Annotated in this window: 16 protein-coding genes and 1 pseudogene; 8 read left to right on the forward strand and 9 right to left on the reverse strand. The window is 63.6% G+C overall.

Annotated elements, in window-relative coordinates; all coding sequences use genetic code 11:
• Positions 1-34 precede the first annotated feature (34 nt).
• Together purC and Syncc8109_RS08980 are read right to left on the reverse strand one after the other, a co-directional pair.
• A complete protein-coding gene (gene purC / locus Syncc8109_RS08975; RefSeq protein WP_006851466.1) occupies positions 35-787 on the reverse strand; it encodes a phosphoribosylaminoimidazolesuccinocarboxamide synthase in 753 nt (250 codons plus the stop codon).
• The gene (locus Syncc8109_RS08980) at positions 784-1,692 is read right to left on the reverse strand and encodes a hypothetical protein (RefSeq protein WP_006850821.1); all 909 of its coding nucleotides are present in this window, start codon (positions 1,690-1,692) and stop codon (positions 784-786) included. The genes purC and Syncc8109_RS08980 overlap by 4 nt, the downstream gene beginning before the upstream one ends.
• A 58-nt stretch (positions 1,693-1,750) precedes the next feature.
• Between Syncc8109_RS08980 and purD the strand changes: the two genes are divergently transcribed.
• Together purD and Syncc8109_RS08990 are read left to right on the forward strand one after the other, a co-directional pair.
• A complete protein-coding gene (gene purD / locus Syncc8109_RS08985) occupies positions 1,751-3,058 on the forward strand; it encodes a phosphoribosylamine--glycine ligase (RefSeq protein WP_006850031.1) in 1,308 nt (435 codons plus the stop codon).
• Entirely contained in the window at positions 3,055-5,121 is a 2,067-nt protein-coding gene (locus tag Syncc8109_RS08990; RefSeq protein WP_006852072.1) for an ATP-binding protein, read from the forward strand. Before purD ends, Syncc8109_RS08990 begins: the two co-directional genes overlap by 4 nt.
• Position 5,122: 1 nt before the next feature.
• On the opposite strand, the gene kaiC is transcribed toward Syncc8109_RS08990, so the two are convergent.
• The 3 genes and pseudogenes from kaiC to Syncc8109_RS09005 all read right to left on the reverse strand — a co-directional run bounded on the left by kaiC (position 5,123) and on the right by Syncc8109_RS09005 (position 7,974).
• Entirely contained in the window at positions 5,123-6,661 is a 1,539-nt protein-coding gene (gene kaiC / locus Syncc8109_RS08995; RefSeq protein ID WP_025362485.1) for a circadian clock protein KaiC, read from the reverse strand.
• Positions 6,662-6,726: 65 nt separating this feature from the next.
• A complete protein-coding gene (kaiB, locus tag Syncc8109_RS09000) occupies positions 6,727-7,092 on the reverse strand; it encodes a circadian clock protein KaiB (protein WP_006850278.1) in 366 nt (121 codons plus the stop codon).
• Positions 7,089-7,974: pseudogene (locus Syncc8109_RS09005) on the reverse strand (circadian clock protein KaiA). Before Syncc8109_RS09005 ends, kaiB begins: the two are co-directional and overlap by 4 nt.
• A 132-nt stretch (positions 7,975-8,106) precedes the next feature.
• On the opposite strand from Syncc8109_RS09005, the gene rplU reads away from it, so the two are divergent.
• Together rplU and rpmA are read left to right on the forward strand one after the other, a co-directional pair.
• Positions 8,107-8,472, forward strand: coding sequence for a 50S ribosomal protein L21 (rplU, locus tag Syncc8109_RS09010; RefSeq protein ID WP_006851829.1), 366 nt, complete (start codon positions 8,107-8,109; stop codon positions 8,470-8,472).
• Positions 8,473-8,516: 44 nt separating this feature from the next.
• Positions 8,517-8,783, forward strand: coding sequence for a 50S ribosomal protein L27 (gene rpmA, locus Syncc8109_RS09015; protein WP_006850595.1), 267 nt, complete (start codon positions 8,517-8,519; stop codon positions 8,781-8,783).
• A gap of 82 nt (positions 8,784-8,865) precedes the next feature.
• Here the strand turns inward: rpmA and Syncc8109_RS09020 are convergent, their stop codons facing one another.
• On the reverse strand, positions 8,866-9,618 hold the full coding sequence (locus Syncc8109_RS09020) for a bifunctional 2-polyprenyl-6-hydroxyphenol methylase/3-demethylubiquinol 3-O-methyltransferase UbiG (protein WP_006850436.1): 753 nt from the start codon (positions 9,616-9,618) through the stop codon (positions 8,866-8,868).
• 41 nt (positions 9,619-9,659) lie between these two features.
• On the opposite strand from Syncc8109_RS09020, the gene truB reads away from it, so the two are divergent.
• From truB to Syncc8109_RS11885, 3 genes are all read left to right on the forward strand, one after another.
• Complete coding sequence (truB, locus tag Syncc8109_RS09025; RefSeq protein WP_006850647.1) at positions 9,660-10,568, forward strand: tRNA pseudouridine(55) synthase TruB; 909 nt, start codon at positions 9,660-9,662, stop codon at positions 10,566-10,568.
• Positions 10,569-10,621: 53 nt separating this feature from the next.
• Positions 10,622-11,365 carry a YebC/PmpR family DNA-binding transcriptional regulator gene (locus Syncc8109_RS09030; RefSeq protein ID WP_006851234.1) on the forward strand — a complete coding sequence of 248 codons (744 nt, stop codon included), beginning with the start codon at positions 10,622-10,624 and terminating at the stop codon, positions 11,363-11,365.
• Positions 11,366-11,470: 105 nt separating this feature from the next.
• Positions 11,471-11,641 (forward strand): Nif11 family protein, encoded by a 171-nt coding sequence (locus tag Syncc8109_RS11885; protein ID WP_071823080.1) that lies wholly within the window; start codon positions 11,471-11,473, stop codon positions 11,639-11,641.
• A 29-nt stretch (positions 11,642-11,670) separates the two neighbouring features.
• On the opposite strand, the gene Syncc8109_RS09035 is transcribed toward Syncc8109_RS11885, so the two are convergent.
• Genes Syncc8109_RS09035 through Syncc8109_RS09045 form a run of 3 tightly spaced genes read right to left on the reverse strand, consistent with a single transcriptional unit; the run spans position 11,671 to position 14,123 of the window.
• Complete coding sequence (locus Syncc8109_RS09035) at positions 11,671-11,934, reverse strand: hypothetical protein (RefSeq protein WP_006850125.1); 264 nt, start codon at positions 11,932-11,934, stop codon at positions 11,671-11,673.
• Between the two features lie 19 nt (positions 11,935-11,953).
• Positions 11,954-12,664, reverse strand: a complete 711-nt coding sequence (locus Syncc8109_RS09040) for a glucosamine-6-phosphate deaminase (protein WP_006851236.1) — start codon at positions 12,662-12,664, stop codon at positions 11,954-11,956.
• 16 nt (positions 12,665-12,680) lie between these two features.
• Positions 12,681-14,123 (reverse strand): SpoIID/LytB domain-containing protein, encoded by a 1,443-nt coding sequence (locus Syncc8109_RS09045; protein WP_006849865.1) that lies wholly within the window; start codon positions 14,121-14,123, stop codon positions 12,681-12,683.
• 5 nt (positions 14,124-14,128) lie between these two features.
• Here Syncc8109_RS09045 and rnz point away from each other — a divergent pair, with 5 nt between their 5' ends.
• A complete protein-coding gene (rnz, locus tag Syncc8109_RS09050) occupies positions 14,129-15,088 on the forward strand; it encodes a ribonuclease Z (protein WP_006850154.1) in 960 nt (319 codons plus the stop codon).
• Positions 15,089-15,147: the final 59 nt, after the last annotated feature.

A 15,147-nucleotide genomic window follows, 5' to 3' on the forward strand; every position in this document is an offset into this window, starting at 1 on the left:
AGGCTGGGCCGAAGCCACAAAAGTTGCGCTGACCTTACAGGCAGTTGCGGGGGTTGGGGCAGCTGCTTTGGACCCGTTTAAGGACCTCCCCGTAGGCCTCCATCACCCCACCGAGATCCTTGCGGAAGCGGTCCTTGTCCAAAATCCGGTCCTCGGCATTGCTGTTGCGGCGGTCCCAGAGCCTGCAGGTGTCAGGACTGATCTCGTCGGCGAGCAGGAGTGTTCCATCCGATGCCAGCCCCAACTCCAGCTTGAAATCCACCAGTTGCAGCTCAAGCCCTTCAAAGAAGGGCTTGAGCACGGCATTCACCCGACGGGCCAATTGTTCAATTGCTGACAGTCCCGCCGGGTCTGCAACCCCCAACAGCTGCACGCGCGCCTCAGTCAGCAGCGGATCGCCCATGGAATCATCCTTGTAATAAAGATCAAGCAGGGCAGGTTCGATGGCTGTCCCCTCCACGATCGGCGTCTGACGGCACAGCGATCCAGTGGCGATGTTGCGCAGAACCACCTCGAGGGGAATGATCTCCACCCGTCGCACCAACATCCAGGTCTCCCCGACCAGACCGCAGTAATGGGTCGGCACCCCCTCACTCTCCAGTAGCTCGAACAACCGTGCTGAGATCTGGCAGTTCAGCCGACCTTTGTCGTCCAGCTGAGCTTTCTTCTTGGCATTGAAGGCGGTGGCGTCATTCTTGAACTCCACCAGCACCCGGTCGGGATCCGTGCTGGCGAACACCCGCTTGGCCTTGCCTTCGTAAAGCAGCTCTCCGTGATCGGACGTCATAGCGACGGTGCAACGGCTGATGGTCTTACATCAGCATGGCCTCCGGGTTCCCGCGGTGAACGCAGCAGGGGATCGGGCTCGACCTCCGGATGCAGTTGCTGGAGTGCATAACGATCGTTGAGGACAGTGGCCAACCGTTGGATCCGCTGCCGCGGCCGCGCGCCATCGCCCCCAGCCGCCAGCTGCAGTTGCAGCTGTTGATGCAGCAGGTCCATGGCCAGTCCCCAGGCCTCTGCTGCTGCCGCTTGGTCCAAGGCGGTTTCCAGCAGCTGATCGGCCTGCTCGAATTGTTCGGCATCGAGCCATTGCACTGCCCGCGCCAGTCGTTTCGCCCCCTGAACGCCCGTCAGGTCGCCCAGCAGCTGCAGCTCCACAGCCACAGCGTTGCGGCCCAGGGCTGCTTCATGCAAAGCCAACTGATCAAGTCCATTGCCCTGATCCGGCAACGGCTGATCAGGGAACAGAGGCGCATCCAGAGCCTTCAGGTTGCCATCCACCAAACGTCGCAGCGCCAAAGCCGCCTGGCGGTGATCCAGGGCCGCTGCTGCTGCACGCCAGCGCAGCAACAACCACTGACGCCGTTCATCGCCAGCGCGGGGGCTGTAGCGGTTGAGCACCGCGGCCGCAGCTTCGGGGGCGCCGCAAACCATCAGGGCTTCAGCGTTCGCCAGCACCAGCTCCAACGAATCGATCACCGGATGCAACTCCAGCAGCTGGTCACGCAAAGGCTGGCGACGGCCATCGGAGTTGGCAATGCGGGGGTTGAGACAGGCCTGCTCCGCCGCGGCCAGATCCATCTCAGCGAGAACGCTCTGAAAGCGTTCCTCGCGCATCACCCGCGGATCCGGGGCTGCCGTGACAGCAGCCATAAGGGTGAGGGCAAAGGGGAAAAGGGGAGTCCCCATGGCGGGCTGCGGTCTACAAAGGAAAACCTACGAGGCCCAAACCGTTCCTCCCGCAACTATGGCCATGTCGTCCACCCGTCCCACCACACTGCCCGCCCTCCAACGTGCCCTCGTCGTCGGTGGCGGCGGCAGGGAACAGGCCCTGGCCTGGGCCCTGGGCCGTTGTCCGGGTCTGGACACGGTCTGGATCACCCCTGGCAACGGCGGCACGGAAGGCAGCGCCATGGCGGTGGGCGAAACCGATAGCGCTGGGTTGATCGCGCTGTGCCAGCAGAACGCCGTCGACCTGGTGGTGGTGGGTCCGGAAGCGCCGCTGGCCGCTGGCGTCGCCGATGCCCTGCGCGATGCGGGTTTTGCCGTGTTCGGCCCGGGAGCGGAGGGTGCCCAACTGGAGGCGAGCAAAGCCTGGGCCAAGCAGCTGATGCAGGAGGAGGGGGTCCCCACCGCTGGCCACTGGGCGGTGACCAGTGAAGCCGAGGCCCTGGCGGTGTTACAGGAGGTGCAACGGCCTCTGGTGGTCAAAGCCGATGGCTTGGCCGCCGGCAAGGGCGTCACGGTGGCGGACACCGTGGAGGAATCGGAAACCGCCATCCGCGAGGCTTTTGAAGGGCGTTTCGGTGCCGCCGGCTCCCAGCTGGTGCTGGAGGAGCGGATGGAGGGCCCTGAAGTGTCGGTGTTCGCCCTCTGCGATGGGGAGCGGATGGTGCTGTTGCCACCGGCGCAGGACCACAAACGTCTCAAGGACGGTGATCTCGGCCCCAACACCGGCGGCATGGGCGCCTATGCCCCCGCCCCGCTTCTGAGTGCCGAGGGCCTCGAGGAGGTACGCCGCATCGTGCTCGAGCCCACCTTGAAAGCCCTGCGCGAACGGGGCATCGATTACCGCGGTGTGATCTACGCAGGCCTGATGATCACGGCCGATGGGCCCCAGGTGATCGAATTTAACTGTCGCTTCGGCGATCCCGAATGCCAGACCTTGATGCCCCTGCTCGGCCCTGAGCTCGGCGCCGTGCTGCAGGCCTGTGCCCTGGGACGCCTGGATCTGGCCCCACAACTGAGCATCGCCGAACGCTGCAGTGCCTGCGTTGTGGCGGCCGCCGAGGGCTACCCCGAGTCCCCCCGCAAAGGCGATGCGATACGCATCGACCTCGCCCCCAGCCCCAGCCATCAGCTGTTTCATGCCGGCACCCGCCGCGAGAGCTCCGGCGAACTGCTCACCGCAGGGGGCAGGGTGCTGGCCGTCGTCGCCCAGGGCGATGACTTCGATGCCGCCTTTGCCAGGGCCTACAACAGCCTCAATCAGCTGGATTACGCCGGAATCACCTACCGTCGAGATATCGGCCATCAGGTGCGCTCGGGCGGATGAGCAGCAGCAGCGGAGCAACAATCGCTGATTGGGCGCTTCCCCCCAATGGCAAGCCGCCGGGAGACGACCAGAACCTCTGGGACCGCATCACCGCGTGGTGGGCGGAATTCACCCTCCAGACAAAGCTGCTGGCGATTGCCACCCTGGTAGTGAGCCTAATGATGACGGGCATCACGTTCTTCGCGCTGAACGGAATTCAGCGCGATGCCGTGATGAACGACACGCGCTACGCCCGGGATCTGGGCCTGCTGCTGGCCGGCAATGTAACTGAGCTGGTTGCTCAGGGCCAGGACCGTGAGCTGGCCAACGTCGCCGAAAAGTTCTGGCGTTCCAGCCGCAGCGTCCGCTACATCTTTTTCGCCGATCCTGAAGGCGTCGTCTATCTGGGGATTCCCATCAGCGCCACCCCCAGCAGTGGCGATGGGGAGCTTCGTCTAAACCGACGACTGGAGCTGCCCGATGAACTACGTCGACGCCCCCAGAACCCCCTGGTGCGGCAACACCTCACGCCCCAGGGTGCCGTCACCGATGTGTTCGTCCCCCTGATCCGGGGAGGTCAGTACTACGGCGTTCTCGGCCTCGGGGTGAACCCGAATGAGACCGCCCTGGCCAGCGCAGCCCTCACCAGGGAGGTGACCGTGGCCGTGTTCATCTCGATCTGGGTGCTGGTGATCCTGGGCGCGGTATTCAACGCCCTCACCATCACCCGACCGGTGAAGGAACTGCTGCGGGGGGTGCGCTCAGTCGCCTCCGGCAACTTCGGCGCCCGGGTTGACCTGCCAGTTGGGGGGGAATTGGGGGAACTGCTCACCGGCTTCAACGCCATGGCCTCCCAGCTCGAGGCCTACGACGAGGCCAATATCGAGGAGCTCACCGCCGCCCAGGTGAAGCAGCAGTCGTTGATCGCCACCATGGCCGACGGCGCCATGCTGCTGGATGCCGATGGCCGCATCGTGCTGGCCAATCCCACGGCGCGGCGTCTGTTTCGTTGGGAAGGGCGCAGCCTGGAAGGCCAGGAGCTGGTGGGGGAACTGCCAGAACTGCTTGCCATCGAACTGCACAGTCCCCTCGATTCCCTGCTCGGTAGCGCAGCAGACAGTGAAGACCTGCGCTGCAGCGTGGGGGAACCGGCCCGCACCCTGCGCATCGTTCTGCAAGCGGTGCGTGATGCCAGCGGTGAAACCCTCAAGGGCATCGCCGTCACCATTCAGGACCTCACGCGAGAGGTGGAGCTGAATGCGGCCCAGAGCCGTTTCATCAGCAACGTCTCTCACGAGCTGCGCACGCCGCTGTTCAACATCAAGAGCTACGTCGAAACCCTGCACGACCTCGGCGATCAGCTCAGCCCCGATGAACAGAAGGAGTTTCTCGGGGTAGCCAACGACGAAACCGATCGACTCACCCGGCTGGTTAACAATGTGCTGGACCTCTCCAGGCTGGAGTCGGGCCGGACGCTGCAGCTCGAACCAATCAGCATGCGCCCGGCCATGGAGCAGACCCTGCGCACCTACCGGCTGAATGCCGAGGATCGCCAGGTGGAACTTGTGCTGGATGTCAACGAAGAACTGCCCGAAGTGCTGGGCAACTGGGACCTGCTGCTCCAGGTGCTCGACAATCTGGTTGGCAATGCTTTGAAGTTCAGCCGCCCCGGCGGTCCCCTGGCGCTGCGGGCCTATCCCTGGCCCGACGCCTGTTCGGTGGAGGGAACCGCGATCACCAGCAGTGACGGACCCACCTGCGCCCTCACCTCACCGCTTCCCAAGCTGAGGGTGGAGATTGCCGACACGGGCTGCGGCATCAGCAGCGCTGATCAGGAGCGCATCTTCGATCGCTTCTTCCGGGTCGAGAACGCCGTTCACACGGAAGTGGGCACCGGGCTGGGTCTCTCAATCGTGCGCGGGATTCTCGAAAAACACGGCGCCCAAGTGCAGATGGCGAGTGAGCCCGAGGTGGGCACCACCTTCTGGTTCGATCTGCCCCTGGCGGAGGCCGACAAGGATGAGCTGCAACTGCAGGCGGAACGGCGCAGCCGCATCGCCATCGCCGAGGCCGTGGAGCTTTAGATCAGTCCTCGGTGGAGACGCCGCGGGCAATGCGCGACAACTCGCTGCGCTCATCGGTGGTGACCCGATGGGGCACACCGGAAATGATCCGCTCGAAGTTGGAGAAGGAATCCTTGATCTGAGGACCATTGCCCGTGATCACAAATTCGCGGATGCCCTTGTCGTGCCATGAACCGCGCATCTTGAAAACGTTGAGGGCGCGGGCCATCTCCCCGCGGATCTCCACGTACTGCAGCAGCAGGATCGTGTCAGTGATTGTGGAGATGTGGGAGTCGGTGATCGAATGGCTGCCCATGAACTCCTCGGAGGTGTTCGTGAAGAAGCCGGCGATCTCCTCCTGCTTGGCGTAACCGGTCACCCCGATCACGAACTGACGGAAGGCGTTGTGGCTCACACCGCGCGCCAAGGCCGAAAGGGAGTCGATCGCCATCCGCGACGGTTTGAACTGGCAGATCTCCGTCTTGATGATCTGCAGGTGATCCTCAAGGCCCGTGGATTCGGGATAGGCGCAAATGATCTTGAGCAGCCCGTCCTGCTCCATCTGCTCGAAGTCGATGCCCCAGCTGGTGCCGTTGCGCAGCAGCTGAGCCCGCGATTCCTCATAGGCAAAAAGGATCGCACGTTCCTTGTTGCGGCAGGCGTCTTCGAGGAATTTGGAGACGAGCATCGTCTTGCCCGTTCCAGTGGCTCCGGTGGCCAGGATGATCGAGTCCTTGAAGAAACCACCGCCGCACATGTCATCCAGGCGCGGCACGCCGGAACTGACCCGGACGTTGGAGGACCGCTGGGTTAGGCGCATGGCCCCAAGGGGGAAGATGCTGATGCCGTGGGTTCCCATCGTGAACGGGAACTCGCCCTTCATATGGGTGGTGCCCCGCAGCTTGAGAATCTCAAGGGTGCGCCGACGCCGCTCTCCCTCGAGCACGTTGCGCAGAATCACCACGTTGTCGGACACAAATTCCTCAACGCCGTAGCGGGCGATCGGGCCGTACTCGTCGATCCGTTCGGTGGTCATCACCGTGGTGACGCCGATTTCCTTGAGCCTCGCGATCAGCCGAAAGATCTCACGACGCACCACAAACACAGCGTCGTACTGCTGGAACACCGCCGTGATCGAGTCGATAGCAACCCGCTTAGCCTTGTATTTGCGGATGGCGTAGTTGATCCGCTCGATCAAACCAGAGAGATCAAAACTGCCGGCCACGTCCTGGCCGTCCGGATCCGGTGAGGCGTCAAGGATGAAAAGTTTGTCCTGCTCGACCATCTCCTGCAGGTTCCAGCCGAAACTGGCGGCGTTGCGCAGGATGTCGAGGGGCGATTCCTCAAAGGTGACGAAGATGCCGGGTTCGTCGAACTGCTTGATGCCGTTGTGGAGGAAGTGCAGCGAAAACACCGTCTTGCCGGTGCCGGACGTGCCGCTGATCAGCGTGCTGCGGCCGATCGGCAGGCCGCCCTGGCATACATCATCAAAGCCCTCGATCCCTGTCGGGAGCTTTTGAACCTGCATCTGAGGCTGACCGCTGGTCGGGGGGAACTGCATGACAACCACCTATGACTTGACCGTAGTGAGCAGGAGATGAACCGTGCTGGAGCGCACCATGTCGCTTAAGGATCTGAAGAAATCGTCGTGTCGGTCTCCTCATCGACCGCATCGATCAAGCTCGAATTGAGCGATGTATCAGACAGCTCGTCGTAAAGCAGATCCAGACCGATCAGCACCCTCTCCCGATCGGAGAGATCGCCGATGATGCGCCGCACCGGCGGGGGAAGAATTTTGGACAACGTCGGCGTTGCCAGGATCTTGTCTTCCTCAGCCAGTTGGGGATTTTTGAGCACGTCAATCACCTTGAGGGCATACACCCCCCGGAATTCGGTCTCGAGAATGTTGCGCAGCGTTTTCAACGCCCGCATCGAATTGGGCGTGTTGCCCGCCACGTAGAGCTTGAGGATGTAGGTCTTGCGGGGACTCATGACGACTCCTCCGAGGCATCGAGCTGATCCGTCGGGCGACGTACACGGCTGGAAGCCGTGCCCGACAGAGGAATGTCCGGCGGAATGGAGCGCCGGTACATCTCACACAGATGCGCCATCACATCCAGAAGCGCAAGGCGGTAATCCTGAAGAAAGTCATGTTTGTGGCCCTCCAAACTCAGTTGTTTCCAGAATTCATCGATTCAGATCCACGTGGATCTCAACGGTGCGGGTGATCGGCAGATCACTGAAAAAAGCAGTGTTGACGAAGCTTTCCAAGGCCTGATTGGCCGCGGCCGGATCGCTGAAATAACTCGCCAGCAGGTCCCGATAGGTGCGTTGGAGCGACAGCAGCAGATCCCGGCGCTCCCCAGGGGGCAGGCTGCCCAGGAAGCGGGATGGATCCCGCTTGTAGAAGACCCCTAGGTAGCCGAGTCGCTCCTGCAGGCGATCGGAGAGATTGCTGACGGCGCGGGAGGAGGAGCTGCTTTCGTCCTGGCGTCCATCGGCACGACCCTGGCGCAGAAAACGCGAAATGGCCGCGTCAACGTTGTATCCCAGCTGGGCCAGCTGGTCGTCGGGCAGATGCAACTCCTCGGGGTGGTAGTCCACCTGCCCCTTCACCTCCCCAACGATCACGGCGGGGAAAAGCAGACCCGACGCCAGCAGTTGCTCCTTGGCCTCAGCATCGAGCAGGCTCTGCTCGAGCACCACAGCGTCAAAGTCGTTCTGCCGAGGTCCGAGAACAGCCGCCAGGGTCTCCCCAGGATCAACCGTCAGAACAACAGACTCGTAACGGTTGGCCGGCAGCCAGGGGCGGCAGGCTTCAACCAAGGCTGGGCTGGCCAGCACGAGAGCAACAGTGAGGGCCGGCCTGGCCATCCGAGCATCCGCAGCTTCGAAGTATCTGAATCTTGACGATGGGGCGCGTCAGAGACGAAGATCTTTGTTTGTCTTTCGATTGCGGCTCAGGCCTAAATCGGTTCGCCGAGCCTGAACGCGTCTTTTCCCCTTATGGCCGACACCAAACCAGCCGCGGAACAAAGCGGGACCTACGCCATCGTTGAGGCGTCGGGCACCCAGATCTGGCTGCAGCCCAACCGCTACTACGACATCGATCGGCTTCAAGCCGAGGTGGATGACACCATCAAGCTTGAGAACGTTCTCCTGGTGAAGGACGGCAAGGGCACCACCCTCGGCCAGCCCTACGTCAAAGACGCGTCCGTGTCCCTAAAGGTGATGGCCCATCGCCGCGGACCCAAGGTGATCGTTTACAAGATGCGCCCCAAAAAGAAAACCCGCCGCAAGAATGGTCACCGGCAGGAACTCACCCGGGTGATGGTTGAGTCCATCTCCGTGGGCGGCAAGGCCATCAGCTGACCTCTCACCTAGCTCCATCAACCGCCCCATCAGCATCTCCTCTCATGGCACATAAAAAAGGCACAGGCTCAACCCGTAACGGCCGCGACTCGAACGCCAAACGCCTTGGTGTGAAGGCCTACGGCGGCGAAACCGTCACCGCTGGTTCCATCCTGATCCGCCAGCGCGGCACCTCCGTTCTGCCAGGCATCAATGTCGGCAAAGGCAAAGACGACACCCTGTTTGCCCTCACCGACGGCATCGTGAAGTTCGAATCGATCCGTCGCGGCCTGCGCAACCGCAAGCGCATCAACATCACTGCAGCGGTCTGAGTTTCAAGGCCAACATCAATCCAAAGCCCCGATCCCAGCTGGCACCGGGGCTTTTTTGTTGGCAGCTTGTGTTGTTGCAGCCTCAGGAACGCCGGTACAGCCGGGCCGTGATCAACAGGGGGTGAAACACCTCAAGGAACTGAGCCTGCAGGGTCCGGAAAAACCCATCCACCAGGGCCGGATCATCGAAATGGAAGGGGTACTCGCCCTGATGCCCTTTGAAGAAGTACCAGTTCAGAAGAGCGATGGCCCCGGGGGCCATCCGCTGGTGAAACTCCAGCAATTGCACCGAGGGATCCGGCAGGTGTTCCAGCACATCGAGGCAGACCACCGCATCGAAACGAACATCGCGCGTGCTGCTGAGGTCGCGATGGACCGTGAGCTTGTCCGCCAACCCCAGGCTTTGCGCCCGTTGCTGAACAAAAGCCTGGTTGTGGGGATTGAGATCGACAAACCAGACGTGATCGACCTCCGGCAGCGCCGCCGCCGAAAGGGCATGGGTGCCGATGCCACCGCCGAAATCCAGCACCTGGCCCTGCACCGCCATGCCCTGCAGCCGCAGCGTGTCGGCGATGTAATCCGCACTGGAGAGATGCCAAGCCGCCAGCTCCAGTAGGTGTCCAGTGCCCACCGTGTCCTCATAGAAGGCGGTGGCGTCCTCCGGCCGGAACGCACCGGGGTGGAGATCCGCCAGGTCGTCGGTGCTGCTAGGCAGACGCTGCTCAAGCTGATCCAGCGTCAGGTCTAGGTAGCGACTGAGGTGTTGCTTGATGCCCAAACCGTCCGCCAGGAAAGCGGAGACGTCCACATCCGTGCTGCTGCGGAGCTGGGGCATGGATGGGCATCAGAGAGCGGCCAACCTACGCAGCCGGCGGAATGCAACAGTCGGGGCACCCTGCTCCAGCCCCGGTGAACGGCCCCTTCGGCTTCGTGGTGATCGATAAGCCCGCAGGCCTCACCTCCCACGCCTGCGTCAGCCGCCTGCGCCGCAGCTACGGTCTCAAGCGCGTGGGCCATGGAGGCACCCTTGATCCTGCTGTCACCGGGGTTCTCCCCATTGCCCTAGGGCCGGCGACCCGATTGCTGCCCTACCTCCCCGGGGAAAAGACCTACACCGGGGTGATTCAGCTGGGACGGCGCACCAGCAGCGACGATCTGGAAGGAGAGCTGCTGGAGCAGCAGGCCTGGCCTGGCCTCAGTCAGGCCGAACTCAACAGCGGCCTGGAGGCGTTCCGGGGCGCGATTGAACAGCGTCCACCGCAGATCTCCGCCGTCCATGTAGATGGCGAACGGGCCCACGCCAGGGCACGGCGCGGTGAAGCCATGGATCTGCCGCCGCGGGCCGTCACCGTGCACCGGCTGGAGCTGTTGGATTGGGATGTGGCCCTGGGGCAGCTGAGCATCGAGGTGCACTGCTCGGCTGGCACCTACATCCGCTCAATCGCCAGGGATCTGGGGGACCGCATCGGCTGCGGAGGCTGTCTGGCCTCTCTGCGCCGCACCCAGGCCCTGGGGTTCCATGCGCATCAGGCCCATCCCCTGCCGGAGCGAGACGCTGTGCCGCCCGATCCCCTGTCGCCGCTGCTGGCCCTAGGGGCCCTGCCCCGGCGTGTTCTTAGCGAAGCCGAGCAGATCGACTGGCGCTGCGGCCGACGCATTGCAATGGATCCAGGGGCTGGAGAGGCGGTGGTGGTGTGCAACGCGGATGGAAGCATGGCCGGCATCGGCCACCGCGAGAGAGAAAGTCTGTTGCGACCAAAGGTGGTCTTCGATGCAGCAGGCTGAAACCACCCGGTCGCTCAGTACTCTCCGAGCGCATCCCGCCCTGCCCTGACGCGATGGCTGGCCACAGCAAATGGTCCCAGATCAAACGCACCAAGGCCATCGTCGACGCCAAACGAGGCGCGGTGTTCACCCGGCTGGGACGGGAAATCATGGTGGCGGCCCGTGCAGGCACCGACCCCGCCGGGAATTTTCAGTTGCGGACGGCCATCAGCAAAGCCCGTGCCGCTGGGGTTCCCGCCTCCAACATCGAGCGGGCCATCGCCAAGGGGTCAGGTCAGGCGGGTGATGGAGCCCAACTCGAGGAGGTGCGCTACGAGGGCTACGGTCCCGGCGGCATGGCGGTGCTGGTAGAGGCGCTCACGGACAACCGCAACCGCACCGCGGCGGATCTGCGGCTGGCCTTCAGCAAGAACGGCGGAAACCTGGGGGAAAACGGCTGCGTGGCCTACCTGTTTGAACACCGCAGCGAAGTGATCCTCAACGCCGGCCCCGTCGACGAGGAACGGTTGCTGGAAAGCCTCCTGGAGCTGGACGCCGATGGCTATGAGGTGTTGGACAGGGCAGTAGTGGTGCACGGCCCCTTCGAGGCCTTGGAGAGCCTTCAGGACGGCTTGCGACGAGCTGACTGGGATGTGCGGGAATGGGGCCATCACTGGTCCGCCCAGACCAGCGTCTCTGTGAGCGATCCCGACACAGCGCGCAGCTGCCTCAAGCTGCTGGATGCCCTCGACGGACTCGACGATGTGCGCAGCGTCAGCGCCAACCTCGATCTCGCCGACGGGCTGGAGCTCGACTGACGCCTCCTTGAAGTTTGTGGTCAGCAAATCCGCACCAAAGATTGAGGCTCTGAGCCTCGATCAACCCCAGCGCTAGGCCGAAGACATCCCTTCTGGAGGATCGACATGTCCATGAAACAGCTGGAGACGTTCATGTCGCGGGTGCAGAGCAACGACTCGATCCGCGATGAAGTGCAGCGCTGCGGCAAGGACAACTCCTGCGTGGTCAAGGTCGGAGCCAAACACGGCCACAAGTTCTCGCCAGCACACCTGAGCCGCTGGCAGAAGGAACACTGACAACCGACCAGGCCGGCGGCTGGGCCTCCTCAGGGGGACTTAGTCGCCTTCTCCTCCTTGCCATCCGGTTGCTGACGGATCATCCGCGCCAGCATCTCCAACTTGGCGTTTTCCGATTCCGAGGCCCGGGTGGCCATCCAGGCACTGGCCGCCTTTTGCTGGGCCAGCTGCTGCACCAACGCCAGGGCGATCTCGCGCAACTGCTCAAAGTCCTGACAGTCCTGAATGAAGCGTGTCCAGCGTTCCGCTTCAAAGCTCTGCTCAAGGCGCCGTTCCACGGGGTCGATGCTCATCGCCGCTGCTCTCGGCTGTTCAAACTAAAGCCGCTGCATCGCACCAGAGCCAGACATTGGGATGGGTCAGCAGCCAGCTGGCGGGCAGAGCAGGATCCGGCTCCGTTAAGTCCAACAACCGCTTGAGGATGCCGGCCTTGGCGGCGCCGGTCACCACCAGATGAATCTCAGCAGCCTCGAGGATCTCCCACAGGCCCAGGGTGATGGCCCGCAAGGGCACAGCCTCAACGCAATTATCGAAGAGCACAGCGTTCTGCTGCCGGGTTGCAGGGGTCAGCTCCACCGCATGGCAGTGCTGATCAGGGGGACAAGGCGGCTCATTGAAACCCACATGACCATTGCTGCCGAGCCCCAGAAGCTGCAGGCCGATGCCCCCGCAGCAGCTGAGCTGCTCGCCATAGCGCCGCGCGGCAACCGCTCCGTCAGCGGCAGTGCTATCGGGCAGATGCACCGCTGAGGCGGGCAAGCCCAGGGGGGCAGCGAGGTGGTGGGTCATATAGGCCCGGTAGCCCCGGGGATCGTCCGCCGAAAGTCCGAGGTATTCGTCCAGGTTGAAGCTGCACCATCGGGCCCGCAGGGCCTCCAGCTCATCGGCAGACCAAGACAGCAGCCGTTCCACCAGCGTGCGATAGAGCGGCTCCATCGTGCGTCCCGTGGCCAAGCCCAATGGCTTCAGGGGATCAGGCCCCTGCCAACTGCGCAGATGACGCTCGAGATGGGCCGCCAGCACAGCGCAGAGATCCGTGTCACTGGAATGGCGTTGCAGACGACAGGGAAACCGTGCCAAAGGGCGAAACCGGCATGTCTCTCCAGAGTGGCTTCGTTGGGGGCTTAAGCGCCAGCGATAGGTCATGGTGCGGCTGGTAAGGAACAACCTCAGCCCCGCGGTAGTAGTGCCGAAGAATCGAGCGGAAGTGAACGCCCTGCTCCGCCAGACCGTGGGCTCCCCACTGACTCATGCCAACGCCATGGCCATAGCCTTGGCCTTTCACCAGCAGCTGGAGTCCACCAGCGGACCAACGACGCACCGACGTCTTGCTGACCAGCACCGGCGGAGGGGGCACCAACAGGGGCGGCCGTGCTACCCGCTGACGGGCCACCGATGCCGTGATCCGATCGATGCGGGAGCCAGGGCTGGCGGTTGCGGTCACCATCTCAAAGTTCACCAGCGTGCTTTTGAGACCCAACCGCTTGCGCAGCTCGCCGCCGCTGAGCACCAACGATCCGCGGGGCCCGCGCAAGCGGGCTTCACGCACGCGTCCGCTACCGGAACGACTCAGCACCTCAACAGCCTGGAGCCCACCGGTTTCGGGCAGCCGCTGACGCAGCCCGGCCGAATCAAACCGTTGCTCCCAGCGGTGCACCGGGCTGTGCTGATCGTGGTCGGGGACGCTGACCAAATAGGGATGCTGGCGGCGCCAGACCATCCCACTCGCCTCGGTCACCCCGCCAGAACTGCTGTGGAAGACGGCATCGATCAGGCGATCGCCGTGCACGAGCACAAGCGAACGTGTGCTCGCCACCGCCTTGCGTGTGCTCGGGGTTTCCGACTCCACGCCGCGGTACACCTGACTCGCCACCGTGGCCTTCACATCCCAGGCACCACCGCGGCTGCGTTGTTTCAACGCATAGGTGCGCGCGGCCACGGCCTGGGCCTGCAGGGCAGCCAGGGGCCAGCGGTGGGGCATTTCGCTGCCGACAACACTGGCCAGATAGGTCTCAACGCCGAGGCTGTTGACCACCCGCAAGGTCCCGCCTCGGCCGCTGATGCGCAGCACACCGCGGTAGCGATGCTCTCCCAACCAGATGCCCCGTGGATCGTCGTTCTGCACCGTCACCAGGGTGCTGGAGGCCAGCCGCATCGATCGGCCATCCACAGTCGCGGTCAGGCGGGCTCCTTGAAGGCTGAGCTGCAGCCGTTGCGGCCGTCGCTCGCCGCCGGGGAGTCCCTGCACCCGCAGCGGCTGTGCACCATCGGAGCGCAGGCTGACCCGGTTGTTCTCCAGCAGCAGCACGCGCATCTGCGGCTCGCGGCCGCGGGCCAGCGCCGCCGGTGATGGAGCGATCACAGCGACGAGCACCAGCCCGACGGCAACGGAGGCGCGGCGCACGCTGGAGATCAACAGGCGTCCCAGTTTGCCGCCTGTTCCGGGGTTCAGCCAGATGGCAGCATGAGTCCTGAGGAGCACCGGCCTTGCAGGTCACATTTCTCGGTACGAGTTCTGGGGTACCCACCCGGGCCCGCAACGTTTCAGCCGTGGCTCTGCGCTTGCCGCAGCGCTCGGAGATGTGGCTGTTCGACTGCGGCGAGGGCACCCAACATCAGTTTTTACGCAGTGATCTGCGGCTATCGCAGCTGCGCCGGGTGTTCATCACCCACATGCATGGCGACCACGTGTTCGGCCTGCCTGGTCTGCTCGCCAGCCTCGGGCTCGCCGGCAGCAGCTCCGCAGGGGTGGATCTCTACGGGCCGGACCCGCTGGAGAGTTACCTCAATGGTGTGCTGCGCACCAGCTCCACCCGTATCGGCTACCCCCTCGCTATCCACAGGGTCCGGGATGCAGCCGAGCAGAGCACGCTGCTGTTCGAGGACGACGACTTCACGGTGCGCTGCACCCCGCTCACCCACCGTGTGCCGGCCTACGCCTATCGCATCGAACAGAAGCCTCTGGCCGGTCGCTTCGATATTGAGAAAGCACGGGAACTGAACATCCCGCCCGGGCCCGTGTACGCCCAGTTAAAGCGAGGTGAAACGGTGACCCTGGAGGACGGTCGCAGCATCGACGGCACCAGCCTCTGCGGTGAGGAACGGCCCGGTGTGAGCGTCGTCTATTGCACCGACACCGTGTTCTGCGAAGCGGCGGTCGAGCTTGCGCGCGGCGCGGATCTGCTGATTCATGAATCCACCTTTGCCCATGGCGAGGCGGAGATGGCGTTCCAGAAACAGCACTCCACCAGCACCATGGCTGCCCAGACAGCCGCCGAAGCGGGTGTGGGGCAGCTGGTGCTCACCCACCTGAGCCCGCGCTACGTGCCGGGCAACCCGGTCACGCCCCAAGACCTGTTGGACGAGGCCAAGGCAATCTTCCCCAACACGCTGCTGGCCAAGGACTTCCTCAGCATTGACGTCAAACCACGCTGCAACAGTTCGTGATCCGGCCACAGAGGGTCACTTCCCCGTGATACAAGAGCTTGGTGCGGTGAATGCGTCAC

This window comes from Synechococcus sp. WH 8109 (assembly GCF_000161795.2).
Taxonomy (GTDB): Bacteria; Cyanobacteriota; Cyanobacteriia; order PCC-6307; family Cyanobiaceae; genus Parasynechococcus.

Coding starts and splice junctions, on each gene's coding strand:
- purC (WP_006851466.1), bottom strand. CDS start 787: ATGACGTCCGATCACGGAGAGCTGCTTTACGAAGGCAAGGCCAAGCGG.
- Syncc8109_RS08980 (WP_006850821.1), bottom strand. CDS start 1,692: ATGGGGACTCCCCTTTTCCCCTTTGCCCTCACCCTTATGGCTGCTGTC.
- purD (WP_006850031.1), top strand. CDS start 1,751: ATGGCCATGTCGTCCACCCGTCCCACCACACTGCCCGCCCTCCAACGT.
- Syncc8109_RS08990 (WP_006852072.1), top strand. CDS start 3,055: ATGAGCAGCAGCAGCGGAGCAACAATCGCTGATTGGGCGCTTCCCCCC.
- kaiC (WP_025362485.1), bottom strand. CDS start 6,661: ATGCAGTTCCCCCCGACCAGCGGTCAGCCTCAGATGCAGGTTCAAAAG.
- kaiB (WP_006850278.1), bottom strand. CDS start 7,092: ATGAGTCCCCGCAAGACCTACATCCTCAAGCTCTACGTGGCGGGCAAC.
- rplU (WP_006851829.1), top strand. CDS start 8,107: ATGGCCGACACCAAACCAGCCGCGGAACAAAGCGGGACCTACGCCATC.
- rpmA (WP_006850595.1), top strand. CDS start 8,517: ATGGCACATAAAAAAGGCACAGGCTCAACCCGTAACGGCCGCGACTCG.
- Syncc8109_RS09020 (WP_006850436.1), bottom strand. CDS start 9,618: ATGCCCCAGCTCCGCAGCAGCACGGATGTGGACGTCTCCGCTTTCCTG.
- truB (WP_006850647.1), top strand. CDS start 9,660: ATGCAACAGTCGGGGCACCCTGCTCCAGCCCCGGTGAACGGCCCCTTC.
- Syncc8109_RS09030 (WP_006851234.1), top strand. CDS start 10,622: ATGGCTGGCCACAGCAAATGGTCCCAGATCAAACGCACCAAGGCCATC.
- Syncc8109_RS11885 (WP_071823080.1), top strand. CDS start 11,471: ATGTCCATGAAACAGCTGGAGACGTTCATGTCGCGGGTGCAGAGCAAC.
- Syncc8109_RS09035 (WP_006850125.1), bottom strand. CDS start 11,934: ATGAGCATCGACCCCGTGGAACGGCGCCTTGAGCAGAGCTTTGAAGCG.